Here is a 20634-nt window from a genome sequence, read left to right on the forward strand (position 1 = left end):
ACGGAAAACCGCCGTCTTACGGGGCATGCGCATGTGGCATTTCGATTCACCCCTCACTTTCCCCGGACAGCCCTGCCTCGTGGGGGAGATGTCCGGCAGGACAGAGGGGGGCGCTAAGGATCGCGGCGCTTCAAGGCATCTACTCGTCTGTCAGGAGACTCCTTTGCCCCGAATTCCGATTTTCTCCGCCCTTTGCTAGGCTGGCGCCATCCGCAACAGGATCGCGAGAACCATGATCGTCCAGGCCTGCATCAACGGCGCGCGCTCCGCCGATTTCCACCCTGCCCTCCCACTCGACGCCGAAGCCATGGCGCGCGATGGCGCGGCTTCGATTGCCGCCGGTGCGGCCGAACTGCATGTCCATGCGCGCGGTGCCGACCGGCGCGAGAGCCTTTCACCGGCGGCGATGGATCCGACGATCGCGGCGCTGCGCCGCGCCTGCCCCGGCACGCTGATCGGCGTCTCCACCGGCGCCTGGATCGAGAACGACGATATCGGCACGCTGGTCGCCATCGCCGGCTGGCGCGAATTGCCCGACTATGCGTCGGTCAATCTCAGCGAGACGGCGGCACCCATTGTCATGGAGAGCCTGCGCCAGCGTGGCATCGGCATCGAGGCGGGCCTTGCTTCGGTCGCCGACGCCGAGCGGCTGATCAGTCTCGACCATGGTGGTCGCGTGCTGCGCGTGCTGATCGAGATTTCCGAGCAGACGCTGGATGAAGCCTTCGCCGTCGCCGACGGCATCGAGCAGGTGCTGCAGCGCGCCGGCATCAGGCGCTCGGTCCTGCTGCATGGCGAGAACGCCACCGTCTGGCCCTTCGTCGAACGGGCGGCGGCGCGAAAGCTGTCGACCCGCGTCGGGCTGGAAGACGGCAAGGAATTGCCGGACGGAACGGTGGCGACCGGCAACGCGGCGCTGGTGGCGGCTGCGGTGGCGATCTTCCGGACAAAAAGCTGACGAACACGCTTGATGGCCGCTCTCCGGTCCGTGCGGAGGAATTGGCTGCACCCGGAAACCGGCACAACCGCAAGCGACAACTCCGCTCTTGCTGTTGTTAAAAATTTCCCATAGTCTGTTTTTCATATCTGGAAGAAATTTTCTCTTATTTTTCTCCTTTATGAAAGCCTTGCCCTTTGCGTGAGCATCTCGATCAAACCGATCGACGGCTGGTCAAGCTGTTGTCGCAGGATGCCCAGCCGGGCATCAACCGGCTCGCCGAGACGATGGCGATCTCGGTGCCGACGGTGCGCTCAAGGCTGCGAAACCTGCTCGACCGCAACCTTTTGAAGATCGTCGGGCTGCTCAATCTGACCGAGCGCCCGGAGCTGATCTCGGCTATTGTCGGCATCAACGCGCAGGGACGAGGCCGCGCTCGCGAACTGGCGCAACGCATTGCCGAACTGCCCTTCGTCAACTCGGCCTCGGTGGTCACCGGACGCTTCGACATCATTGTGGACGTCACCGTCGCCGGCGATGTCGCCGACCTCTACCGCATCACCAGCGAACTGATCCCGGGCGCCGGCATTCCGGGCGAAGTGGTGCGCAGCGAGACCTTCGTCGTCATGGCGTCGTGCAACAAATGGGTCAGCCTTCCCGAAGGCTGCTGGTCGGAAGAAACACCGGCGCGCAAGGAGCCGGCATGAAGATCGCTGTTCTCGGCGGCCTCGGCCTGCAGGGCCGCGCGGCCATCGCCGATCTCGTCGCCAGCGCCGGTGTCGAGGAAATCGTCTGTGTCGATACAGCCGCCAACGGCCCTGCCCGGCTTGCCGGCCTGACAGATATTTCCCGCGTGCGTTTCGTCGTGCCCGAGGGCGCCATCGGTCCAGCACTGGCGACCGTGCTAGCCGATGTCGACGCCGTCATCGATCTGTTGCCACAGCCATTGATGCGCGAGGCGGTGCAGGCCGCGATCGCAACGCGCACGCCGCTGGTTACCACCAACTACAGCAAGGCGATTGCCGATCTAGGCCCCGCTGCTGAACAGGCCGGCGTTTCTGTCATGACCGAATGCGGGCTCGACCCCGGCATCGATCTCGTCCTCTACGCCCGCGCCGCAAAGCAGTTCTCTTCGATCTCCTCGATCGATTCCTATTGTGGCGGCATCCCCGAACCGAAGGCGATGGCGAAGCCCCTCTGCTACAAGGTAAGCTGGAATTTCGACATGGTTCTGGTCAGCCAGAACCGCGACAGCGTGATGATCGAGGACGGCAAGCGCGTCGAAGTGTCGGCGGGCCGGCAGCATGACAACCGCTTCATCCACGAGATCGAGGTCGCGGGCCTCGGTCGGCTGGAAGCCTTTCCCAATGGCGACGCGCTGCACTATGTCAAGATGCTCGACGGCGCCAAGGGGCTGCAACGCTCGGGCCGCTACACGCTGCGCTGGCCGGGCTGGTCGGCATTCTGGGCGCCGCTGAAGGAACTCGGCTTCCTTTCCGAAGACAAGGTGCCGGGCACCGGCGCCAGCCCACGCGAATTTCTCGGCCGGCTGCTTGGCCCGCAATTGCAGTATGGCGCCGACGAGAAGGATCTTTGCGTGATGCGCAACGTCTTTTCCGGTCTCGAAGGCGGTCGCCGCAAGACGGTGACATCGGACCTGATCATCGAACGTGACCTGGCCTCCGGCCTGTTCGGCATGAGCCTCGGCGTCGGCTATCCCGCCAGCATCGTGGCGCAGATGCTGGCGGGGCGCGAGATTACCAAACCAGGGCTTTTGAACCCGCTGCAGCATGTGCCCGACGGACCGTTTTTCGAGGAGCTGGCCGGGCGCGGCATCAGGGTAACCGAGACGGTAACCTGGGACTGAGGATTTTCGAACGGTGGCTGCCGTTGGCAACGGCGCTGCCGCTCAAAAAAGCCCACGGGAATCCGCGGGCAAAAATGACAACCAAACAGGGAGGAATGCCACATGAAGATTGCCAGACTTTTCATCGCCGGACTTGCGCTTGCGGGCCTCGCCACGGCGGCCAGTGCCGGAACGCTCGACGAGATCACCAAGCGCGGCGAACTGCGTGTCGCGGTGCAGACGCAAGGACCGCCCTTCTCGCTGGTCGGCGCCAATGGCGAACGCACCGGCAGTTCGGTCGAACTCGCCGAGCTGATGGCCAAGGAAATGGGCGTCAAGGTCACCTTCCTCGACTATGACTGGGACGGGCTGATCCCGGCGCTGCTGTCGGGCAAGGCCGACCTGCTGGTCGCCGACATGACGCCGACGCTGGCGCGCGGCATGAAGGTCGCCTTCACCACGCCCTACATGTATACAGGCAGCACCGTCTTCACCAAGGCCGACAGCAAGTTCAAGACCACCGAGGACTGCAAGGCCAAGGGCACCAAGATCGCCGTGCTGTTGGGCGCCACCGGCGAAAAGGAAGCCAAGAACGCTTTCCCGGATGCCGACATCAAGAGCTACAAGGGCGGCGGTCCGTTGCTGCTCGACGCGGTCAACAACGGCCAGGCCGATTGCGGCGTCAACGACGTCTCCGCGGTCAAGGGTCAGTCGACCGCCTATCCCGCCGGCACCTTCACCATCATGCCGGACCTGTTGTCGAAGGAGCCGCTTGCCTTCGCCACCCGCTATGACGAGCCGGACCTGTTGATCTGGATGAACCTGTTCCTCAACCAGGTCACGATCGACGGCCGCCTGCAGAAAAACCTCGACTACTGGGTCAATTCCGACGCCTGGAAGAAGGACCACTGAGGAATTAGGGGGGGGTAGTGAGTAGGGAGTAGTCAGTAGGAAGAAGTGAATGGTGAATAGTGAATGGTGAATGGCCATTTCGGACACCACTCCCTACTGACTACTGACTACTGACTATTCACTATTCACTACTCACTATTCACCGGCCCTGCGATGCTCGAAAACTTCAGCTTCCGCACCATCATCGAATATCTGCCACTGTTCGGGCAGGGCCTGATCACGACCGTGTGGCTGTCGGCGCTGTCTTTTGCCGGCGCGCTGGCGGTCGGCATCGTGCTCGCCGCCATGAACCTGCAGCGCAGCCAGCTGTTTCGCATCCCGGCCAAGGCCTATATCGATGCCGTGCGCGCCACGCCGTTGCTGGCGCAGCTCTATTTCCTCTATTTCGGCCTGCCGCGGCTCGGCTTTGTGCTGCCCGAGCTCGTCGTCGGCATTCTCGCTCTGTCACTAAACAGCGGCGCCTATATCGCTGAAATCATTCGTGCCGGCATCCTGTCGATCCCGCGCGGCCAGGTCGAAGCCGGCGTCGCTTCGGGGATGACCTATGTCCAGCGCATGCGCCTGGTCATCCTGCCGCAAGCCTTCAAGGTGACGATCCCGCCGCTGCTCGGCCAGGCGATCGTGCTGGTCAAGGATTCGGCGCTGTTGTCGTTGATCTCGGTGTCCGAACTGACGCGCGCCGGACAGTTGCTGGCGTCCGACCGCTTCATGCCGGCGGAAGGTTTCATCACCATCGCCGCCTTCTACCTCCTGCTCTACTATTGCCTCAAAGGACTGGCGGGGTTGTCCAGTCGCTGGCTCGGCCTGCAGCCGGCAAGGAGCAGCACATGATCTGGCAGCAGCTGCAAAGCCTCGCCGGCAGCTATCCCCTCGCCTTGCGCGGCCTCGGAATGACGGTGATGCTGTCGCTGATCAGCCTGGTGCTCGGCACGGCGCTCGGCTTCGGCCTCGGCATCTTGCGCACCGGCGGCAACCGGCTGATCTCGAGTGTGATCGGCGCCTGGGTCGACCTGATCCGCGGCACGCCGTTCCTGGTGCAGATCTTCCTGATCTTCTTCATCCTGCCGGAGTTCGGCATCGAGCTCGACGCCTTCACCGCCGGCATCATCGCGCTGACCAACCTCGCCGCGTGCTTTATCTGCGAGATCGTCGCGGCCGGCATCCGTTCGGTGCCGACCGGCCAGGTCGAGGCAGCCCTTGCATCCGGCCTGTCGCGCTGGCAGCGCATGCGCCAGGTGGTGCTGCCGCAGGCGATGCGCATCGTGCTGCCGCCGCTGGTCGGGCAATATGTGCTTTTGATCAAGGATTCTTCGGTCGTCTCGGCCATCGGGCTGACCGACCTCACCCGGGTCGGCTGGCTGGTGGTACAGCGTGTGCCCAACGGCCTGTTGGTCTTCTTCCTCGTCGGCGTCGGCTATTTCATCGTCTGCTATCCGCTGATCATGCTGGCCCGCCGGCTGGAGCGCCGCATGGGTGCGGCGCACGGCGAGGTGCAGCTGTGACATCGAACCCAAAGGGCCGACCGCCATGACCAACCCAAGCCCGACCAAAACCGGCATGATCGACTTTCGCGGCGTCAACAAATGGTTCGGCGCGCTGAATGTGCTGAAAGACATCACACTCAGCGTCGAGCCGCGCGAAGTCGTCGTCGTCTGCGGCCCGAGCGGCTCGGGCAAGAGCACGCTGATCCGCTGCATCAACGGCCTGGAGACGATCAAGGACGGCGACCTCATCGTCGACGGCCAGCGCCTCGGCGACCCCGCCACCAACATGGCGCAGCTGCGCACCGAGATCGGCTTCGTCTTCCAGTCGTTCAACCTCTACCCGCACAAGACAGCGCTGGAGAACGTCACGCTGGCGCCGATCCATGTCCGCAAGATCCCGCGCGCCGAGGCCGAGCAGGCCGGTCGCGACTTGCTGGCCAAGGTCGGTCTCGCCGACAAGGTCAATGCCTATCCCTCACAGCTCTCGGGCGGCCAGCAGCAGCGCGTGGCGATCGCCCGCTGCCTCGGCATGCGGCCGAAGATCATGTTGTTCGACGAGCCGACCTCCGCACTCGACCCCGAGATGATTTCCGAAGTGCTCGATGTCATGGTGGCCGTCGCCGAGGAAGGCATGACCATGATGGTGGTGACGCACGAAATGGGCTTCGCCCGCAAGGTTGCTCAGCGCGTCGTCTTCATGGACGCCGGCGCCATCGTCGAAAGCGGCACGCCGGAGGAGTTCTTCTCCGCCCCGAAAACTGACCGCAGCCGCGCTTTTCTGAGCAAGATTCTGCGGCATTAGGGTCAAAGGTCAATCAGCTGGCTGCCGGCGGCGGAGATGACGCGTGGGGTGAGGTAGAGATCACGAGCCGGAGGTCGCGCTCGCATTGAAGGTGGTTCGACAGCGGCAGAGCATCACGGGCTTCTTCAACAAGGAGCCTGACCATGCCTTATCCTGTTCTTGATGCACCTATCAGTCCGCTGCGTCAGCGGCTGATCGACGACATGAACATGCGGCGTTTCTCACGGGAGACGCAGCGCAACTATCTCCGCGACATCGGACGCCTGGCGACGTTCCTCGGCCGGTCGCCGGACACCGCGACCACGAGAGCGGCGTCACCTTCCGCCACAAGAGCTATCGTCGCGGCTGGGTAGCCCTGCAATCGGTCATTCGGCTCCGCCCGCTTGGCGGACGATGATCGGCTGGCCCAATTTTCTTTAGTCATCATCCGACCGGCGCTTATGTGCGTATCAAGTCCACATCTGGCCATGCCGTTAATCGGGCGAGCGGGATAGCAATGCCATGACGAGCGAAAATTGCTCAGAGCGAGAACTTCTCACCCGCCCTCAAGCCAGGCATGAACCTTGCTGAAGTCGTTGCGACGCAAGGCCCGTTCTTCAATCGTAACGTAAAGCGCCCCAAGATCTGCCCAGACCCAATCCAGCGCATCGTCGGAAGTGATCTGGAACAGCAGCAGGTCGTCATCGAAAAGGTTCTCGGTCTGGACCGGATTGCGATGCCCGCCCATGCGGTGCGCGCGCCCGTCGATGAAGTGGCGTAGTCTGCGCGTCAGGTCGTCGATCTGTTCCGGAGATAATCCTGACTGCTCGATTTCGCCGCGCGCATAGACGTCGAGCACTTCTCCGCGGGTTACCGTGTCGAGATGCCGCCTGTAGTCCAGCGTCACTGCTCGTTTGCGCAGCACGTCGGTTTGGGGAGACCACGCCCAATACTCGCTGCGGCTTGCACCCAGAGCAGCGGCAAGGTCGTTCCATCCCGATTCAGGCAATCGCTCACCGGGAACCTTGGCCAGGAGATACTTGTGCCAGTGAAGGAGCGCTTCGCCTTGCCGCGCGCCCCAGGCAAGGTGGGCTGCAGCGCTCGCCTCGATCTGCGCGGTGAAAGCGGCCTCGCCATCTGGCCCTTGGTAGGGGGCAAACAGTTCGGTCAGATAGGTGCGGTGCTCTTCGAGTTCCCGTACCGTGACGTCGTAGTACTCGATCCAACCTTCACATCGCCTGACCGTCTCCGCATCGCCCGCAGCCCTTGCGGCTTGCAGTTCCGCCAGGTTGTTGGCGCGTTTCGCGCCCCATTCCCGCTCCTTTGCTTCGAGCACACGGAAGCTCCGCTCGATCCATCCAGTGCGGCGCTCGGATTTCAGCTGCTCGATTACTTCCATGCGTATGGCGCCGAGGCGGAAGCCGTAGCCAGGCGAGTAGTCGAACGACTCCAGTCGCTTGTCCAAACGGCGGCGCAATTCGTCGTTGAACCGGTCCTGATCGGGTTCGGGAGGTCCGTCGAGACCGCAACTGCCGGTGAACCTCTCGGCAAATGTCGCCGGATTGAGATCGCTAATCAACGCTTCGATCACATCGAGCGCGCCGCCCCAGGTCAGTGGACGATCGAGCCCAATGGCTCCAGGACTGGCGAGGCTGCGATCGCAGTCCGGCGCGCCGTAAAGCTCCGCCGCCGTAGCGATCGGGCCCTCGTGCTCCCAGTCGATGGCGCTCCGGCCGTATCGCTGGACAACCACTTCCACCGGCCATTTGCGCCACGCCTTGGTCTCGCGCGGGTGGGCTTGGTGCTTGCGGCCGGTCCTCCGCTCGCGAAATTCGTTGCGGAGGGTGTCGATATTTCTCGGCGGAAGCATCTCCGGGCCGAGTTCATCGACGTGGAGCACTTTAACTGTGCCACCCCGCGCTTCGTCCTCCAGCTTTTCTGCGTGAACGAACAGCAGCAGCCAGCCGGTTCTTGGACCGTTGCCACCCCACAGATCAGCCGGAAGATCGGTGCAATGGATTTGCGCGATAAAATGAAGCGGGGACTTGTCCTTGTCGCGGGGCCATTTCACCGACGCAGGCATTCGCGGTAGCCCACCCAGCCAAGACAGGGACGTATCGTTCGAGGCAACCGGGACCTTTCGCCTGAGCACGACTGAGACATGTGCATCGTGCGGCTGGACCGGTTCGCGCTTTCCAAACTCAAGGAACATGACGACGATTGCCCCTCTGCGAAGTGCTGCAATCGTCCCGATCTATGCAAGCACCGCAAGTTTACATGCAAAGGGCATACTTTGCGTCCGTTAATTCATTGCAAACCGCGTGATCTGACGTTTGAATTAGAAGCGAGGGTCCTTACAAGATCCGTTAGTCAGCCCCATTGGAGGCAGCCACGCGGACCGCCGGACGCAACGGCGACGAACCGAGAGAACTCTCCATGACCCGGCATGGAATGATCCAGCCTTTAGCCGCAGGCGCTCAACCTGCGGCAACGGACCTATGCGCGCCCCAGGTGATCATCGATGTCGATGGGGCCACGCCCACCCCTCACCCGACCGACAACACCGCGCGGAGGTCCAACGAAGCGGCCTGTCCGAACCCATTCCCGCCCTCCCGGGCGACGCCCCAGCCATCGCCGACATCAGCCGCAGATCGAAATCTCCATAGCAGTCGCCTGTGGCCCCGCGGGTTCCTTCCTCGGCGACTTTCGCACGACTGCCGGCGCCCGAAACTCTTCACGATAGCGGAATGGCGGCTTTTGGCGTCCGAACAACGATAGCGGACAGTCAGCCGGTGGACCAAGCTCGGAAGCTGACCCTGTGCAGACCTTTGCGTCGATGCTCGGCCCGGCCGCAGTAAACTCGAAGTGGCCATTCGCAACCGCGCGAACAGTCTCCCTGACAGCGAGATGCTGGCGGGACGTTTTGCGTAGTAAGTTTTGCGCTCGCTACCTACGCAAATTGCGCGTATCGTGGCATATCGTCGGTTGCTAATAAATGCGCCGACGACTGAGAGCGCAAGACTCCCGCAGCAGACTGGGTGCGCTAGAACCCACAACTACTCGTCGCGCCCACGAGACCATCTGCCTCTGCCGAAACCTCTTTTGCTTGGTTCCGGCCAGCATTCTCGTTTGCGATTCGGAAGAGGAGCGTTCGGATGCAGATCATGCAAACCCGCCGCCGATTCCTGGCCGGCGCTGCAATGGCAAGCGCTGCCGGTATCGTCGGTCTTCCGAAGTCACTCCACGCGGAACCGCCGCTGGAAACGACCACGGTTCGTCTGCCGCGCTTCCTCGACGAGTTGAAGCGTGAGCTGAAAACCTGATCCCATTTGTCTCAAGGGAAGACGTGGACATGGAAATCATCCAAAGCCGCCGGCGCTTCCTGGCCGGCATTTCGGCAGCCGGCGCCACGAGCCTAGTTGGGGTCCGCCAATCGCTCGCCTCAGAGCCACCACCTGAGACGACGCGGATCCGGCTCATCCGGATTCCCAGCATCTGTCAGGCCCCCCAATATGTAGCCGAAGAACTGCTGCGCAGCGAAGGGTTCACCGAAGTGCACTACCTCCAAAGGAGGGGGACCGCAGACATCGCGCCGGCTCTCGCCTCCGGTGAAGCCGACCTCAGTGCGCATTTCGCCGCCCCACTCCTTCTCCACCTGGAGGCTGGGGATCCGATCGTCATCCTGGCTGGACTCCACGTCGGCTGCTTTGAGCTGTTCGGGACCGATCGCGTCCAATCGATCCGCGACCTCAAGGGGAAGACCGTGGCCGTGCCGTCGCTGGATTCCAGCCGATATGTCTTTCTCGCCAGTATGACGGCGTATGTGGGCCTGGACCTCCATAAGGACATACACTTCGTCACGCATCCGGGCCCCGAGTCCATCCGGCTCCTAAGTGAGGGAAAGATCGACGCCTACCTGGGCTTTCCCCCCGAACCGCAGGAGATGCGGGAGCAGCAGATCGGCCATGTAGTGATTAGCAGCACCGTGGACCGGCCCTGGTCGCAATACTTCTGCTGCATGCTGGCTGGGAGCCGGGAGTTCGTCCGCACGAATCCGGTGGCCACCAAACGCGCCCTCCGCGCCATCTTGAAAGCGGCGGATTTCTGCACCAGCGCGCCCGAGCAGTCCGCCCAGTTCTTGGTGGAGCAGGGCTATACTAAGCGCTATGACCATGCCCTCCAGGTCTTGAAGGCGATCCCCTACGGTTGGCGTGAGTATAGCGCTGAGGACACCCTGCGCTTCTACGCCTTGCGCCTCCACGAGGTCGGGATGCTCGAGAGCACCCCCCAGAAGCTCTTGGCCCAAGGCACCGACTGGCGTTTCTTCAACGAACTGAAGCACGAGCTGAAGACCTGACTAGGCAGCCAGCCCCGTGCCATTTTCAACGCGAGGGAGAACCCCATGCAAATCATCCAGAACCGTCGCCACTTCATGGCCGGTGCTGCGGCAGCAGGCGCTGCAGGTCTCATCGGCGCAACGACAGACGCTTGGGCCGAAGGACCTCCTGAAACGACGTCCGTTCGCTTGCCGCGATGGATTGATGGCGCCTACTGCTGGGCGGGAATGTACCTGGCCGGAGAGCTGCTCAAAGCGGAGGGCTTCACCGACGTCCAGTACGTGCAGGGCGACGAGAAAGTCGACCAGGCGGTGTGGATTGCACGCGGCGACACGGATTTCAGCATGAACTACGCGCCAGTCCATGTCGCATCGATCGACGCGGGCGTACCAATCAAGGTGCTTGGCGGTCTGCACTCCGGGTGCCTCGAGCTGATCGCCAACGACAGCGTCGAAGGCATCTCGGACCTCAAGGGCAAGCGGGTGGGCATGCACGACATCTATGCGCCGTCGCGCGTGCTGGTCGCCCTGATGGCCTCCTATATCGGACTGGATCCCGTCAACGACTTCGAATGGGTCCAGGAAAGTAAACCGGTAGAAGCCTTCGCCAATGGACAGTTCGATGCATATCTCTTCACGCCGCCGGAGACGCAGCAACTGCGCGCCAAGAGAATCGGCCACACGATCCTCAATACGGCCGTCGACCGCCCCTGGTCGCAGCACTTCTGCTGCATGACCTCGGTCGCTGTGGATTATGTGAACAAGTACCCGGTTGCGACCAAGCGCGTGCTCAGGGCTATCGTTAAGGGCGCCGACCTTTGCGCGTCGGATCCCGCATGGAGTGCCGGGCAGATGGTCGAGCGAGGTTTCGTGCACAGCTACGAATACGCGCTGCAAACGCTGAGCGACACGCGGTACGACGTCTGGCGGGATTACGAAGCCGAAGCCTCAATGCGCTTCTACGCATTGCGGATGCAGGAGACGGGCATGATCAAGTCGAGCCCGCAACAGATCATCGCCAAGGGCACGGACTGGCGATTCCTCAACGAACTGAAGCGCGAATTGAAGATGTGAGCGGACGGCGGGCACGCTGTGCCTTTCCAGTGGAGAACCCCCATGCAGACTATCCAGAACCGTCGCCGTTTCCTCACAGGCCTGTCTGCGCTGGCAGCAGCGGGCCTTGCCAACGGCCGCAATGCGGCAGCAGCCGAGGCGCCCCCTGAAACCATCACCGCTCGCATGGCGGCGGGACCAGGTATCTGCATCGCTCCGCAATATGTCGCCGAGGAGTTGATCCGGGCGGAAGGCCTATCGGATTTTCGCTATGTCGCAATGGAGCCCGGCATCGCACAGACCGAGATGCTAGCGCGCGGCGATATCGACTTCGCCATCAACTTTGCAACCGCGCTCGTCATTCCGATCGACACCGGCGTCCCGATCAAGGTGATCTCCGGCGTGCACGTCGGCTGCTACGAATTGTTTGGGCGCGAGGACATCAAAAGCATTACGGATCTCAAAGGCCGCAAGGTTGGCGTCGGCTATAACCTGACATCGGATCCGCACATCTTCGTCAGCGCCATGGCGACTTACGTCGGGCTCGATCCGCAACGCGACATCGAATGGATCGTCGGCGAGACAAAGCCGGCGGAGCTTTTCGCCGATGGCAAGGTCGATGCGTTCCTGGCTTTCCCGCCGGAGGCTCAGGATCTCCGCGCCCGCAATGTCGGGCACGTCATCCTCGACAGTTCCAAGGACCGCCCGTGGTCGCAGTATTACTGCTGCATGCTGGCGGTCAACACTGGCTATGCGGAGAAGAATCCAGCTGCCACCAAGCGCGTCGTCCGTGCCATCCTCAAATCGGCCGATATCTGCGCGGCCGAACCGGAACGGGTGGCACGCCTCCTCGTGGATAGCGGGCGCACCAAACAATACGACTACGCCGTGCAGGCGTTCCGCGAACTCCCGTACTCGAGTTGGCGCGACTTCGACCCCGAGGATACGATGAGGTTCTTCTCGTTGCGGCTGCATGAAGCCGGGATGGTCAAGTCGAACCCGAACGACATCATCACCAAGGGCACTGATTGGCAGTTCTTCAACGAGGTCAAGCGCGAGTTGAAGACGTGAGTTGCTGGCCGGCAAGCGCATTGGCACTGGCGCTGCTAGCTCCTTGGCCAGCGCAGGCGCATGACGCGCCGCACGATCAGCGATTGCCGGCAATCGGACCGGCTCCAGACTTTACGCTGACATCGCAGGACCGCGCGCGCGTCTCGCTGTCCGACTTTCGCGGCAAGGTGATCGCCATTGCATTCATCTACACTTACTGTACCGACGTCTGCCCGATGCTGACCGCCAATATGGCCAGCGTGCAGGAGAAGCTGGGTTTTGCGTTCGGGTCGAAGATCGACTTCGTTTCGATCACCGTCGACCCGGAGCGCGATACGCCCGATGTCTTGAAGGAATATGCGCAGAATTTTGGCGCCGACCTGAAGGGCTGGTCGTTTCTTACCGGTGATCCGGCGGTCGTCCATGAGGTGGGACGGAAATACGGGGTCATCGCGAATAAGGCGGCGAACGGAGATGTCGACCACACCCTGTTGACGTCGCTCGTGGACCGCAATGGCATCTTGCGAGTACAGTATCTTGGCGTGCGGTTCGACTTGGAGGAGTTCCGGGATGACCTTGTCAGCCTCTTGGACGAATCCAAATAGCATAACGAACCGGCTCGTTGGCTGGGTTGCCCGGCTGCCGGCGCGCGTCCAGACCAAGCTCTTGATCGCGTTCCTGTCGATTGTCGGCCTGTTGATCGTACTCGGGGGCGTCGGGTTGCAGGTGCTGAGTGGGGTCAATGATCAAACAAACGAGCTGATCAAGCTGCAGCGCCGGATCGCAGCCTATCGCCAGGTCCAGCACGACACCACGAACCAGCTCTACAGCATCTCGACCGCACTTCTGCTTCAGGACGAGCGGATGCTGGATGCAGCGCTGCGCCAGCTCAACCAGTTTGGCTACGACCTCGATCGCATGGAGTTCGTCGCCGAAACCGAAGCGGAGGTGCTGGGCCAAGTCCGGCAGGAGTACGATCGGCTCGCAGCCGGCGTGACGCACGTTGTGGAGCTTTTCCGCGCCGGTCGCACGGAAGAGGCGCGCAAGATCCAGCTGGATGAGATCATTCCGTCGGCCGACCGCCTTGAGCGGCTGACGAACCAGCTGGTCAACATATCCGAAGCCGACATGGTGGCGGCGATCGAAACGACCGAGGGGGCGTACGGCACCTCTCAACTGATTGTGGTCTCCTTTGCAGTGGGCAGCATCCTGCTGGCGCTAGGGCTTGGCTACATCATTTCCTGGTCGTTGATCGAACCCGTGAAGAAGATCGAGACGCGTCTCAGCCAGATAGCGGCCGGTGACTTCGCCCAACAGGTTGTCGTCGCCAACCGCGACGAACTGGGAGCGCTTGCGGACAACGTCAACCAGACATCCGAGCGGCTGGGGCGACTGTATCAAGAGGTGCAGGCGCGCACGGCCGAGCTTGCACGCTCGGTCGGCGAACTGGAGGCGCTCGGGGACGTCAGCAAGGCGGTAAATTCGACGCTGGATCTCGACACGGTGCTGAAAACGATCGTCGCCAAAGCGGTCCAGTTGTCGGAGACGGATGCTGGCACCATTTACGTGTTCAGCAGCACGCGGCAGCAATTCCGTCCGCGCGCAAACTTCGGTATGAGCGATGAGCTTATCGCCGCAGTCTCACACCAGACGATCGGGCTGGCCGACATGGGGATCGGCGACTCAGCCGGGCGCTGCATGCCGGTGCAGTTTCCCGACCTCAGCGAGGAGACCTCATCCTTCCTTGTAAGAAAGACGATCGTCGAAGCCGGATATCGCGGTATCCTGATCGTTCCGCTGCTGAGGCCCAACAAGATCGTCGGTGCACTGGTCGTCAGGCGCCACAAGCCAGGTGCCTTCCATGAGCAAGTTGTTCACCTGCTGGAGACCTTCGCGGCCCAATCGGTGCTCGCGATCCAGAATGCCAAGCTGTTCCGCGAGATCGAGGAGAAAGGCCGGGAGCTGGAGACAGCTAGCCGCCACAAGTCGCAGTTCCTCGCGAATATGAGCCACGAGCTCAGGACGCCGCTCAATTCGGTTCTGGGCTTTACAGAACTGCTGGTCGACGGCATCTACGGGGAACTCCCGGACAAGGCAAAGACGACCGTCGCGCGCGTGCAGGCAAACGGCCGTCACCTCCTCGGGCTCATCAACGACGTACTCGACCTTTCCAAGATCGAAGCCGGCCAGCTCACGCTGGCGATCGAAGACTACTCCGTCGCGCAGATTGTTCGATCGACCGTTACCGCTGTCGAGCCGCTGGCACGAGCGAAGGGCCTTGAGCTTTCAACGACTGTTGCCGAGAACCTTCCAATCGGCCACGGGGACGAACGCCGTTTGACGCAGGTCCTGCTCAATCTTGCAGGCAACGCCGTCAAGTTCACCGAAACGGGTGCGGTCGACATTCTTGCCGATGCGGTCGACGGGCACTTCGAGATCACCGTCCGAGACACCGGTCCTGGCATCGCGTCCAAGGACCAGGCTCTCATCTTCGAAGAATTCCAGCAGGTCGATAACAGCAGCACCAGGCAAAAGGGTGGCACAGGTCTTGGCCTGGCGATCTCGAAGCGCATCGCAGAAATGCATGGCGGAACCATAGATGTCGAGTCCGTGGTCGGGTCAGGGTCGACATTCCGTCTGAAGGTACCAATCCGGGTGAATGAGGACGTGAGGGCCGCATGAGCAAACGAATCCTGATGGTGGAGGATACCGAGGACAACCGCCAGATCATCCGCGATCTCATCGCTACCACCGAATACGAACTGATCGAGGCGCCGGACGGCGCCGCCGGCATCGCTGCAGCCCGAGCGCACAGGCCAGACCTGATCCTTATGGACATTCAGCTCCCGGTAATCGACGGGTATGAAGCGGCACGCCGCATCAAGGCCGACCCAGCGCTCCGGCACATTCCGATTATCGCCGTCACCTCCTACGCGTTGTCGGGCGACGAGGCGAAAGCCCTTGCTGCTGGGTGCGATGGTTACATTGCCAAGCCATTCAGTCCGCGCCAACTGCTTTCCGAGATTCGCGGGTTCCTTTCTTGAGGGAGGTATGTCTTGCACAATCCGCCCCGCATACTCGCGGTCGACGATACTCCGGAAAACCTCGAGATCCTGCAAATGCGCCTCGAGGCGAATGGCTATGAAGTGGCAACCGCCGCCGATGGTGAAGAGGGGCTTGCGAAAGCCCGCGAACTCACGCCGGATCTGATCCTGCTCGACATCATGATGCCGAAGCTCGACGGCATCGCGGTAGTGCGCCTGCTCAAGCAAGACGAATCGCTGCGATCGATCCCCGTTATTCTTGTTACAGCCAAAGCCGACACGCGCGACGTGGTCGAGGGATTGGATGCCGGCGGCGACGACTACCTGACAAAGCCCTTCGAGCACCAGGCGCTGCTGGCGCGCGTGCGATCGATGCTACGCCAGAAGGCGCTTCGCGACACTGTCGCGAGCCAAGCCAAACGCCTTGAGGACCAAGCGGCGCAACTTTCCGACTGGAATCGCTCGCTCGAGCAAACCGTGGCTGAGCAGGTGACGGAGCTCGAGCGAATGGCGCGGCTTAGGCGATTCCTGCCCGAACAGGTCGCCGACCTCATCGTTGCGGCGGGCAATGGAGAGGCGCTCTTGCAGAGCCACCGTCGCGAGGTGACCGTTGTCTTTTGCGATTTGCGCGGCTTTACAGCCTTCGCGGAGACCGCCGAACCCGAAGAAGTCATGACAGTTCTTGCCGAGTATCATTCCTGTCTTGGTGAACAAATCGTCCGCCACGAGGGGACACTCGAGCGGTTCGTGGGCGACGGTATCGTCGTGGTTTTCAATGATCCACTGCCATGCGCCGACCACAGCGAGAGAGCTGTCTCAATGGCTGCTGCGATGCGCGACGCGATTGACGGGCACTCAGAGCGATGGCGCAAGCGGGACTATCTGCTTGGCTTTGGGATCGGCATTGCCAGGGGCCACGCAACCATCGGGCGCATCGGTTTTGATCGGCGCTCGGATTATGCCGTCATTGGCACCGTGTCGAACCATGCCGCCCGATTGTGCGAGGCCGCCCAGTCCCGCCAGATTCTCGTTAGCCAACGGGTCGTCGGCGCTGTCGAGTCGCTGGTCGAATCCGTTCTTGTTGGCGATCTGACGCTGAAGGGTTTTCGCCGCCCGATGCCTGCCTATGAAATCGTGCGGTGGTTCGGTCGGCCAGGCTAGCGTTGGACGCACTCGGTCTCGTTCGGACGATACGACCCGTCGAACCGCCGTCACAAAGCAGCCCAGCCATCAACCGATCTCGAAATCGCCGCTACGGGGAGAAATTGAGCGTTCTGCCAGTAGCAACCCGTATCGCGCAAAGCTGCCCGCGCCCTCTGCAAAAGCAAAGTCCGCTTTTGGTGAATGGACGGGGCCGTGGGCATGACTTTCATAAGGCGCAAAGCAGTTACGCACGACTTCCCCTGCGGATGTCTGCTTCGGGGCAGACGCGCCATGCCTCCATTCCTCACAGCGTCGCGAGCCGCGAATTTGTCATGGCCTTGCCATAGGCTTGCCGCAGCGTCCGCTTCTCTTCCAAGGCAGCGATGACGCTTGCGGCAAAGTCCGTCGCGTACATGTCGGCCAGCCGGGTCAGCCCGCCCGGTGTGAAGACGTTGATCTCCAGAAGTTTGTTGCCGACGATGTCGAGCCCGACCAGGAACATGCCGTCGCCGATCAATTTGGGGCGCACCATTTCGGCAATGCCCAGCATGGTGGCCGTTACCTTGACCTTGCGAGCGGTTCCGGCGGCATGGATGTTGGAGCGGACGTCGCCCTTGGCCGGAACGCGGCGAAAGGCTGCGTACTTGCCGTCGCGCACCAGCGGCAGTCCGTTCATCAGGAACAGACGCACGTCACCGGCCTTGGCTTCCGGAAGGTAGACCTGCGCGATGAGATAGCCGTCACCGCTGGCCGCCTCGAAAATCTGGTTGAGGTTGGAATCGGTGGGCTTGGCAATATGGAAGACGTTCTTGCCGCCCGAGCCTTGCAGCGGTTTGACGATGCAGCCCTTCGGGTGTTTGTCGATGAAGGCGCGGATCTCGGCGATGCTGCGCGATATCAGGCTCGCCGGCCTGACCGCTTCGGGAAAGGACTGCAAATAGAGCTTGCTCTGTGCCTGCGCCAGGCCGTCCGGATCGTTGACGACGATCGTGCCGCGTTCGGCTGCGAGCCGACCGAACATGATGCCCGCATTGGCCGCCCATGGCCGGCCGGTGCCATCCAGCGACGGGTCGTTGCGCAGAAACAAAATGTCGATGTCGCTCGTGGAGACAGTCTTCTTCTGCCTCGCGGCGTCCTGCAGGGCTGCATGAAGCTTGCCAGATGTCTTGTAGGCAGCATCGGGCAGAACCGCGACGCTGACAGCCAGACTCTCGTCGGGACGCAGGATGAAGTCACCCGGCTCGACATAGACGACGGAATGGCCGCGCTGGACGGCAGCCAGCGCCAACGCCGTCGTCGTATAGCCGGGCGTCTCGGTTCCAATGGAATTGACGAAGAACGCAATGCGCATTGTAGAACCCCCTCAGGTTTCAACCATATCGATCGGATCAATTCCCGCCATCGCTTTCCTGAGGCGCGGACGCGCCGCGTCGGAAGAGAGGAACGCAGGTTCAAGGCGCGGCGCCCGCAGCAGGCCGCGTGCGTTGAGTTCCTGGATCGCGCCGAAATGCGTGGCGGCGATCTTGCCGATCCAGAACGGCGTGAGGCTGCCGCCATTCCTCAAGTGATCAAGGATCTGCAACAGGCCACGCAGATAGATGGCGTCCTTGGCAAGGCCACCGCCTCGATAGACGCGCAGAACGACGTTGAAGGCCTCGCGATCGTCGAGATCCTTGCGAAGACTGCCGAAGGCTTCCTCGAACGTTGCGCCGTCGAGCATCGCCTGACAGGCGATGACTCGGGCCGCGATCAGCCGCAAACGCGCTGCGGTCATGCCGCCGACCAGATACTCCGCCAGTACGGCCAGTCCCTCCTGCATGCCTTCATAGCCGGCGAGCCCGCTACAGAAGATGGCGAGCCCCTGCGCGGCACCATTGAAATAGGTCAGCAGATGAACACCTATCTCGTGGCTCAGCAGCGCCGTCAGACGTTCCGGTGGAACATTGGTATCGCGCGACACCAGCAATCGGTTTCGCGACACCAGCAGGCCGGCCGGCAGGTCGCCACGGATCTCCACGGAAGCGTCGAAATCGGGATAGGCGGCGCGGTATCCGGCGATCAGTTCGCGCGCGGCGGCGGCAACGGCGTCGGCATCGAGGCCCTTCTGCCGGGCGGCCGAGGCAACGCGCGGGAACCTTTCGAGAATGGCGCGCGCCCTCGCCGCCAGGCTCGGTTCGACACTGCCATAAAGGGCTCGTCCGAGTTCGACGAAGCGCGGCGTCTCGCGTGCCGCGAGCATCGACAGCTGGAGATCGAGCTCCTGCTGCTTTTCGGAAAGCAGCCTAGTCAGAAGCGTATCTTCCAGATGATCGAGCGAGATCGAATAGAGCTTCCGCTTCTGGTCGGCGACCTCGAGCTCGAGCGGCCGGTAAAGCAGTGCGGGCACACGCTCGAAATCGCCTGCCTGGAATTCCCGCCAGGCGGGTTCAGCATTGATCGGCGTGACGGCCAGCAGAAAATCGAAGGTCGAAGCGACATTGTCGATCGCATGGTCGGCGCGCGCGACAGCGTCGATATAGGCGCGGCGGCCGAGGGAACGATGGGTCGCCGGTTGTTCCAGGCTCGATGCCTTCAGGAAGGCGCTGACGGCCTGAAGCGCGGAATCGACCATGTTGGCGACGACGAGGTCGTGGAGTTCGGGGTAGACGCGCTTGGTGCCCGGTACCCTGTAGATTGGGGCGAAGCGCACCGTCAGGCACGCCACATCACCGGAATCGTCCCAGAGCCGCGCTTCGGCACGTGTGGTGGGACTGAGTTCGTCGACGCGGGGCGTGCGGTATTTGGCTTCGCGCGCGGATGCAGCATCAGCGAAGCGCTTGCGTGCCGCCTTCTCCGCCGCCGTGTTGCCGCTAGCCAGCGCAATCTCGAAAGGCGGCAGGAACGGAACATCGTCGGTCAGGAACCGGTCTTCGGCCAACTCCCCGATGTCCAGAAGGAGGAAGGCGCCGCAGTGATCGTGTAGCCGGCCCGCCACCAGCCGCGCGACTTCGCCGGCAAGATCGATGTCGGCGGCGATCAGATAGGAGGCGTTGGCGGAGACGGCATGGAAGGCCGCATCCTGATGCGACCCGACATGGACACACAGAAAGGGCAGCGGCCGATCGATGTGCAAACGGTTGCCGTTGCCGAACTCGCGGCGGATCGGCTTGCCGTCGCGGAAAAGCGCGTCCAGATCCGCTTCGATCTGCGCCAATGGGGAGATCGGCTCGACAAGCTTCGGCTTCATCGCATGGCTCGCAGCGCCTTAACCAGGACGGGCACAGTCGACGCCAGCATGGCGCGCAGCTGCTCGATTGCTGCCCAGTCGGGTTCGCCGCTCCATTCGTCCATGAAAATCTTCTTGAACTCCACCGCGATGGCACAGCCGGTCTCTGGGAAATTGGTGTGGACGAAACGCGTCTGTTCGCCCTTGCCCTGGAAGGACACGTTTTCGCGCACATCGATCGGTTCGCCGTTGAGATGGTGACCGCGAAGCGCCTCGACGAACGCGTCGACGATAGGCGCCCAGCGATCGCGGTCCATGGAAGACGTCCCGATGTTGATGTCGGGCGCGAGGTCGCGAGACGTCGGCTGGGCCTGCGGTCCATCGCGGCGGTGATTGTAGCTGTGAACGTCGACGAGAACGAACCGGCCGTAGCGCTTCTCGATATCGGCGAGGACGCGCTTCAGCTCGCTGTAGAAGGCATCATGAAAGGACAAAGACTCCCCTATGACGTCCTCGGCCGGCGGCTCCCGCCAGACTTTCACTCCCCAGGACTGGTCCGGCGACAGGTAGACGGCAGCGTCGCGCGCGCGGTTCAGATCGACCTGGAAGCGCGACCGATGCACGATGATCCGGGTCGGAAAATCGGCGATGAAGCGCTCGGTGAACGGGTCCTCTTCTCGAAGCCGGTCTGGATCAGGAAGACACATGAGCGACCGACAAGCGCTGCCGACTTCGGTGCCGCTGTGGATGGCTGTACCGATGACAGGACCGTCTCCGCGCTTGATCGTCCAGCCTGACCCGCCCTGATCGGTGTTGGAACTCGTCTTGTCCATGCTCCGAAAT

General features: G+C 62.2%; 19 protein-coding genes and 1 pseudogene. 16 read left to right on the forward strand and 4 right to left on the reverse strand.

The features are described 5' to 3' along the window. The first annotated feature begins 232 nt into the window (after positions 1-232). The 8 genes and pseudogenes from FJV77_RS29135 to FJV77_RS29170 form a co-directional block, all read left to right on the forward strand. Positions 233-958 (forward strand): 3-keto-5-aminohexanoate cleavage protein, encoded by a 726-nt coding sequence (locus tag FJV77_RS29135; RefSeq protein ID WP_142869836.1) that lies wholly within the window; start codon positions 233-235, stop codon positions 956-958. 176 nt (positions 959-1134) lie between these two features. Next, positions 1135-1644, forward strand: coding sequence for an Lrp/AsnC family transcriptional regulator (locus tag FJV77_RS29140; protein WP_023754678.1), 510 nt, complete (start codon positions 1135-1137; stop codon positions 1642-1644). Continuing rightward, positions 1641-2804, forward strand: coding sequence for a saccharopine dehydrogenase family protein (locus FJV77_RS29145; protein ID WP_142869837.1), 1164 nt, complete (start codon positions 1641-1643; stop codon positions 2802-2804). The genes FJV77_RS29140 and FJV77_RS29145 overlap by 4 nt, the downstream gene beginning before the upstream one ends. A gap of 102 nt (positions 2805-2906) precedes the next feature. Next, positions 2907-3695, forward strand: coding sequence for an ABC transporter substrate-binding protein (locus FJV77_RS29150; RefSeq protein ID WP_142869838.1), 789 nt, complete (start codon positions 2907-2909; stop codon positions 3693-3695). Positions 3696-3848: 153 nt separating this feature from the next. Then, positions 3849-4526 (forward strand): amino acid ABC transporter permease, encoded by a 678-nt coding sequence (locus FJV77_RS29155; RefSeq protein ID WP_142869839.1) that lies wholly within the window; start codon positions 3849-3851, stop codon positions 4524-4526. Continuing rightward, positions 4523-5197: an amino acid ABC transporter permease gene (locus FJV77_RS29160; RefSeq protein WP_142869840.1), complete on the forward strand. Its 675-nt coding sequence runs from the start codon at positions 4523-4525 to the stop codon at positions 5195-5197. Before FJV77_RS29155 ends, FJV77_RS29160 begins: the two co-directional genes overlap by 4 nt. Positions 5198-5222: 25 nt before the next feature. Further along, positions 5223-5981, forward strand: coding sequence for an amino acid ABC transporter ATP-binding protein (locus FJV77_RS29165; RefSeq protein ID WP_281408607.1), 759 nt, complete (start codon positions 5223-5225; stop codon positions 5979-5981). A gap of 143 nt (positions 5982-6124) precedes the next feature. Beyond that, positions 6125-6283, forward strand: a pseudogene (locus FJV77_RS29170) (integrase); the annotation flags it as partial. Positions 6284-6516: 233 nt separating this feature from the next. Here FJV77_RS29170 and FJV77_RS29175 read toward each other — a convergent pair. Continuing rightward, entirely contained in the window at positions 6517-8172 is a 1656-nt protein-coding gene (locus FJV77_RS29175; protein ID WP_142869841.1) for a DUF1963 domain-containing protein, read from the reverse strand. A gap of 943 nt (positions 8173-9115) precedes the next feature. Between FJV77_RS29175 and FJV77_RS29180 the strand changes: the two genes are divergently transcribed. From FJV77_RS29180 to FJV77_RS29215, 8 genes are read left to right on the forward strand one after another with little or no spacing between them, the layout of a single operon-like run. Next, positions 9116-9283 carry a twin-arginine translocation signal domain-containing protein gene (locus tag FJV77_RS29180; protein WP_142869842.1) on the forward strand — a complete coding sequence of 56 codons (168 nt, stop codon included), beginning with the start codon at positions 9116-9118 and terminating at the stop codon, positions 9281-9283. A 29-nt stretch (positions 9284-9312) separates the two neighbouring features. Further along, entirely contained in the window at positions 9313-10317 is a 1005-nt protein-coding gene (locus tag FJV77_RS29185; protein WP_142869843.1) for an ABC transporter substrate-binding protein, read from the forward strand. Between the two features lie 45 nt (positions 10318-10362). Continuing rightward, positions 10363-11370, forward strand: a complete 1008-nt coding sequence (locus FJV77_RS29190) for an ABC transporter substrate-binding protein (protein WP_142869844.1) — start codon at positions 10363-10365, stop codon at positions 11368-11370. A 42-nt stretch (positions 11371-11412) separates the two neighbouring features. Next, on the forward strand, positions 11413-12420 hold the full coding sequence (locus FJV77_RS29195; protein ID WP_142869845.1) for an ABC transporter substrate-binding protein: 1008 nt from the start codon (positions 11413-11415) through the stop codon (positions 12418-12420). Positions 12421-12440: 20 nt separating this feature from the next. Then, on the forward strand, positions 12441-13004 hold the full coding sequence (locus tag FJV77_RS29200; RefSeq protein ID WP_185970463.1) for an SCO family protein: 564 nt from the start codon (positions 12441-12443) through the stop codon (positions 13002-13004). Further along, the gene (locus tag FJV77_RS29205; protein ID WP_185970464.1) at positions 12970-15081 is read left to right on the forward strand and encodes an ATP-binding protein; all 2112 of its coding nucleotides are present in this window, start codon (positions 12970-12972) and stop codon (positions 15079-15081) included. Before FJV77_RS29200 ends, FJV77_RS29205 begins: the two co-directional genes overlap by 35 nt. Continuing rightward, complete coding sequence (locus FJV77_RS29210) at positions 15078-15443, forward strand: response regulator (protein WP_142869848.1); 366 nt, start codon at positions 15078-15080, stop codon at positions 15441-15443. Before FJV77_RS29205 ends, FJV77_RS29210 begins: the two co-directional genes overlap by 4 nt. Positions 15444-15455: 12 nt before the next feature. Then, positions 15456-16604 carry a response regulator gene (locus tag FJV77_RS29215; RefSeq protein WP_142869849.1) on the forward strand — a complete coding sequence of 383 codons (1149 nt, stop codon included), beginning with the start codon at positions 15456-15458 and terminating at the stop codon, positions 16602-16604. Between the two features lie 286 nt (positions 16605-16890). Here FJV77_RS29215 and FJV77_RS29220 read toward each other — a convergent pair whose 3' ends face one another. Genes FJV77_RS29220 through FJV77_RS29230 form a run of 3 tightly spaced genes read right to left on the reverse strand, consistent with a single transcriptional unit; the run spans position 16891 to position 20624 of the window. Then, positions 16891-17937 (reverse strand): glutathione synthetase, encoded by a 1047-nt coding sequence (locus FJV77_RS29220; protein WP_142869850.1) that lies wholly within the window; start codon positions 17935-17937, stop codon positions 16891-16893. Between the two features lie 12 nt (positions 17938-17949). Next, positions 17950-19812: a flavohemoglobin expression-modulating QEGLA motif protein gene (locus FJV77_RS29225; RefSeq protein WP_142869851.1), complete on the reverse strand. Its 1863-nt coding sequence runs from the start codon at positions 19810-19812 to the stop codon at positions 17950-17952. Further along, complete coding sequence (locus tag FJV77_RS29230) at positions 19809-20624, reverse strand: N-formylglutamate amidohydrolase (protein ID WP_142869852.1); 816 nt, start codon at positions 20622-20624, stop codon at positions 19809-19811. Before FJV77_RS29230 ends, FJV77_RS29225 begins: the two co-directional genes overlap by 4 nt. Positions 20625-20634: the final 10 nt, after the last annotated feature.

The sequence above is a fragment of the Mesorhizobium sp. WSM4306 genome (genome assembly GCF_007003975.1).
Classification (GTDB): domain Bacteria; phylum Pseudomonadota; class Alphaproteobacteria; order Rhizobiales; family Rhizobiaceae; genus Mesorhizobium.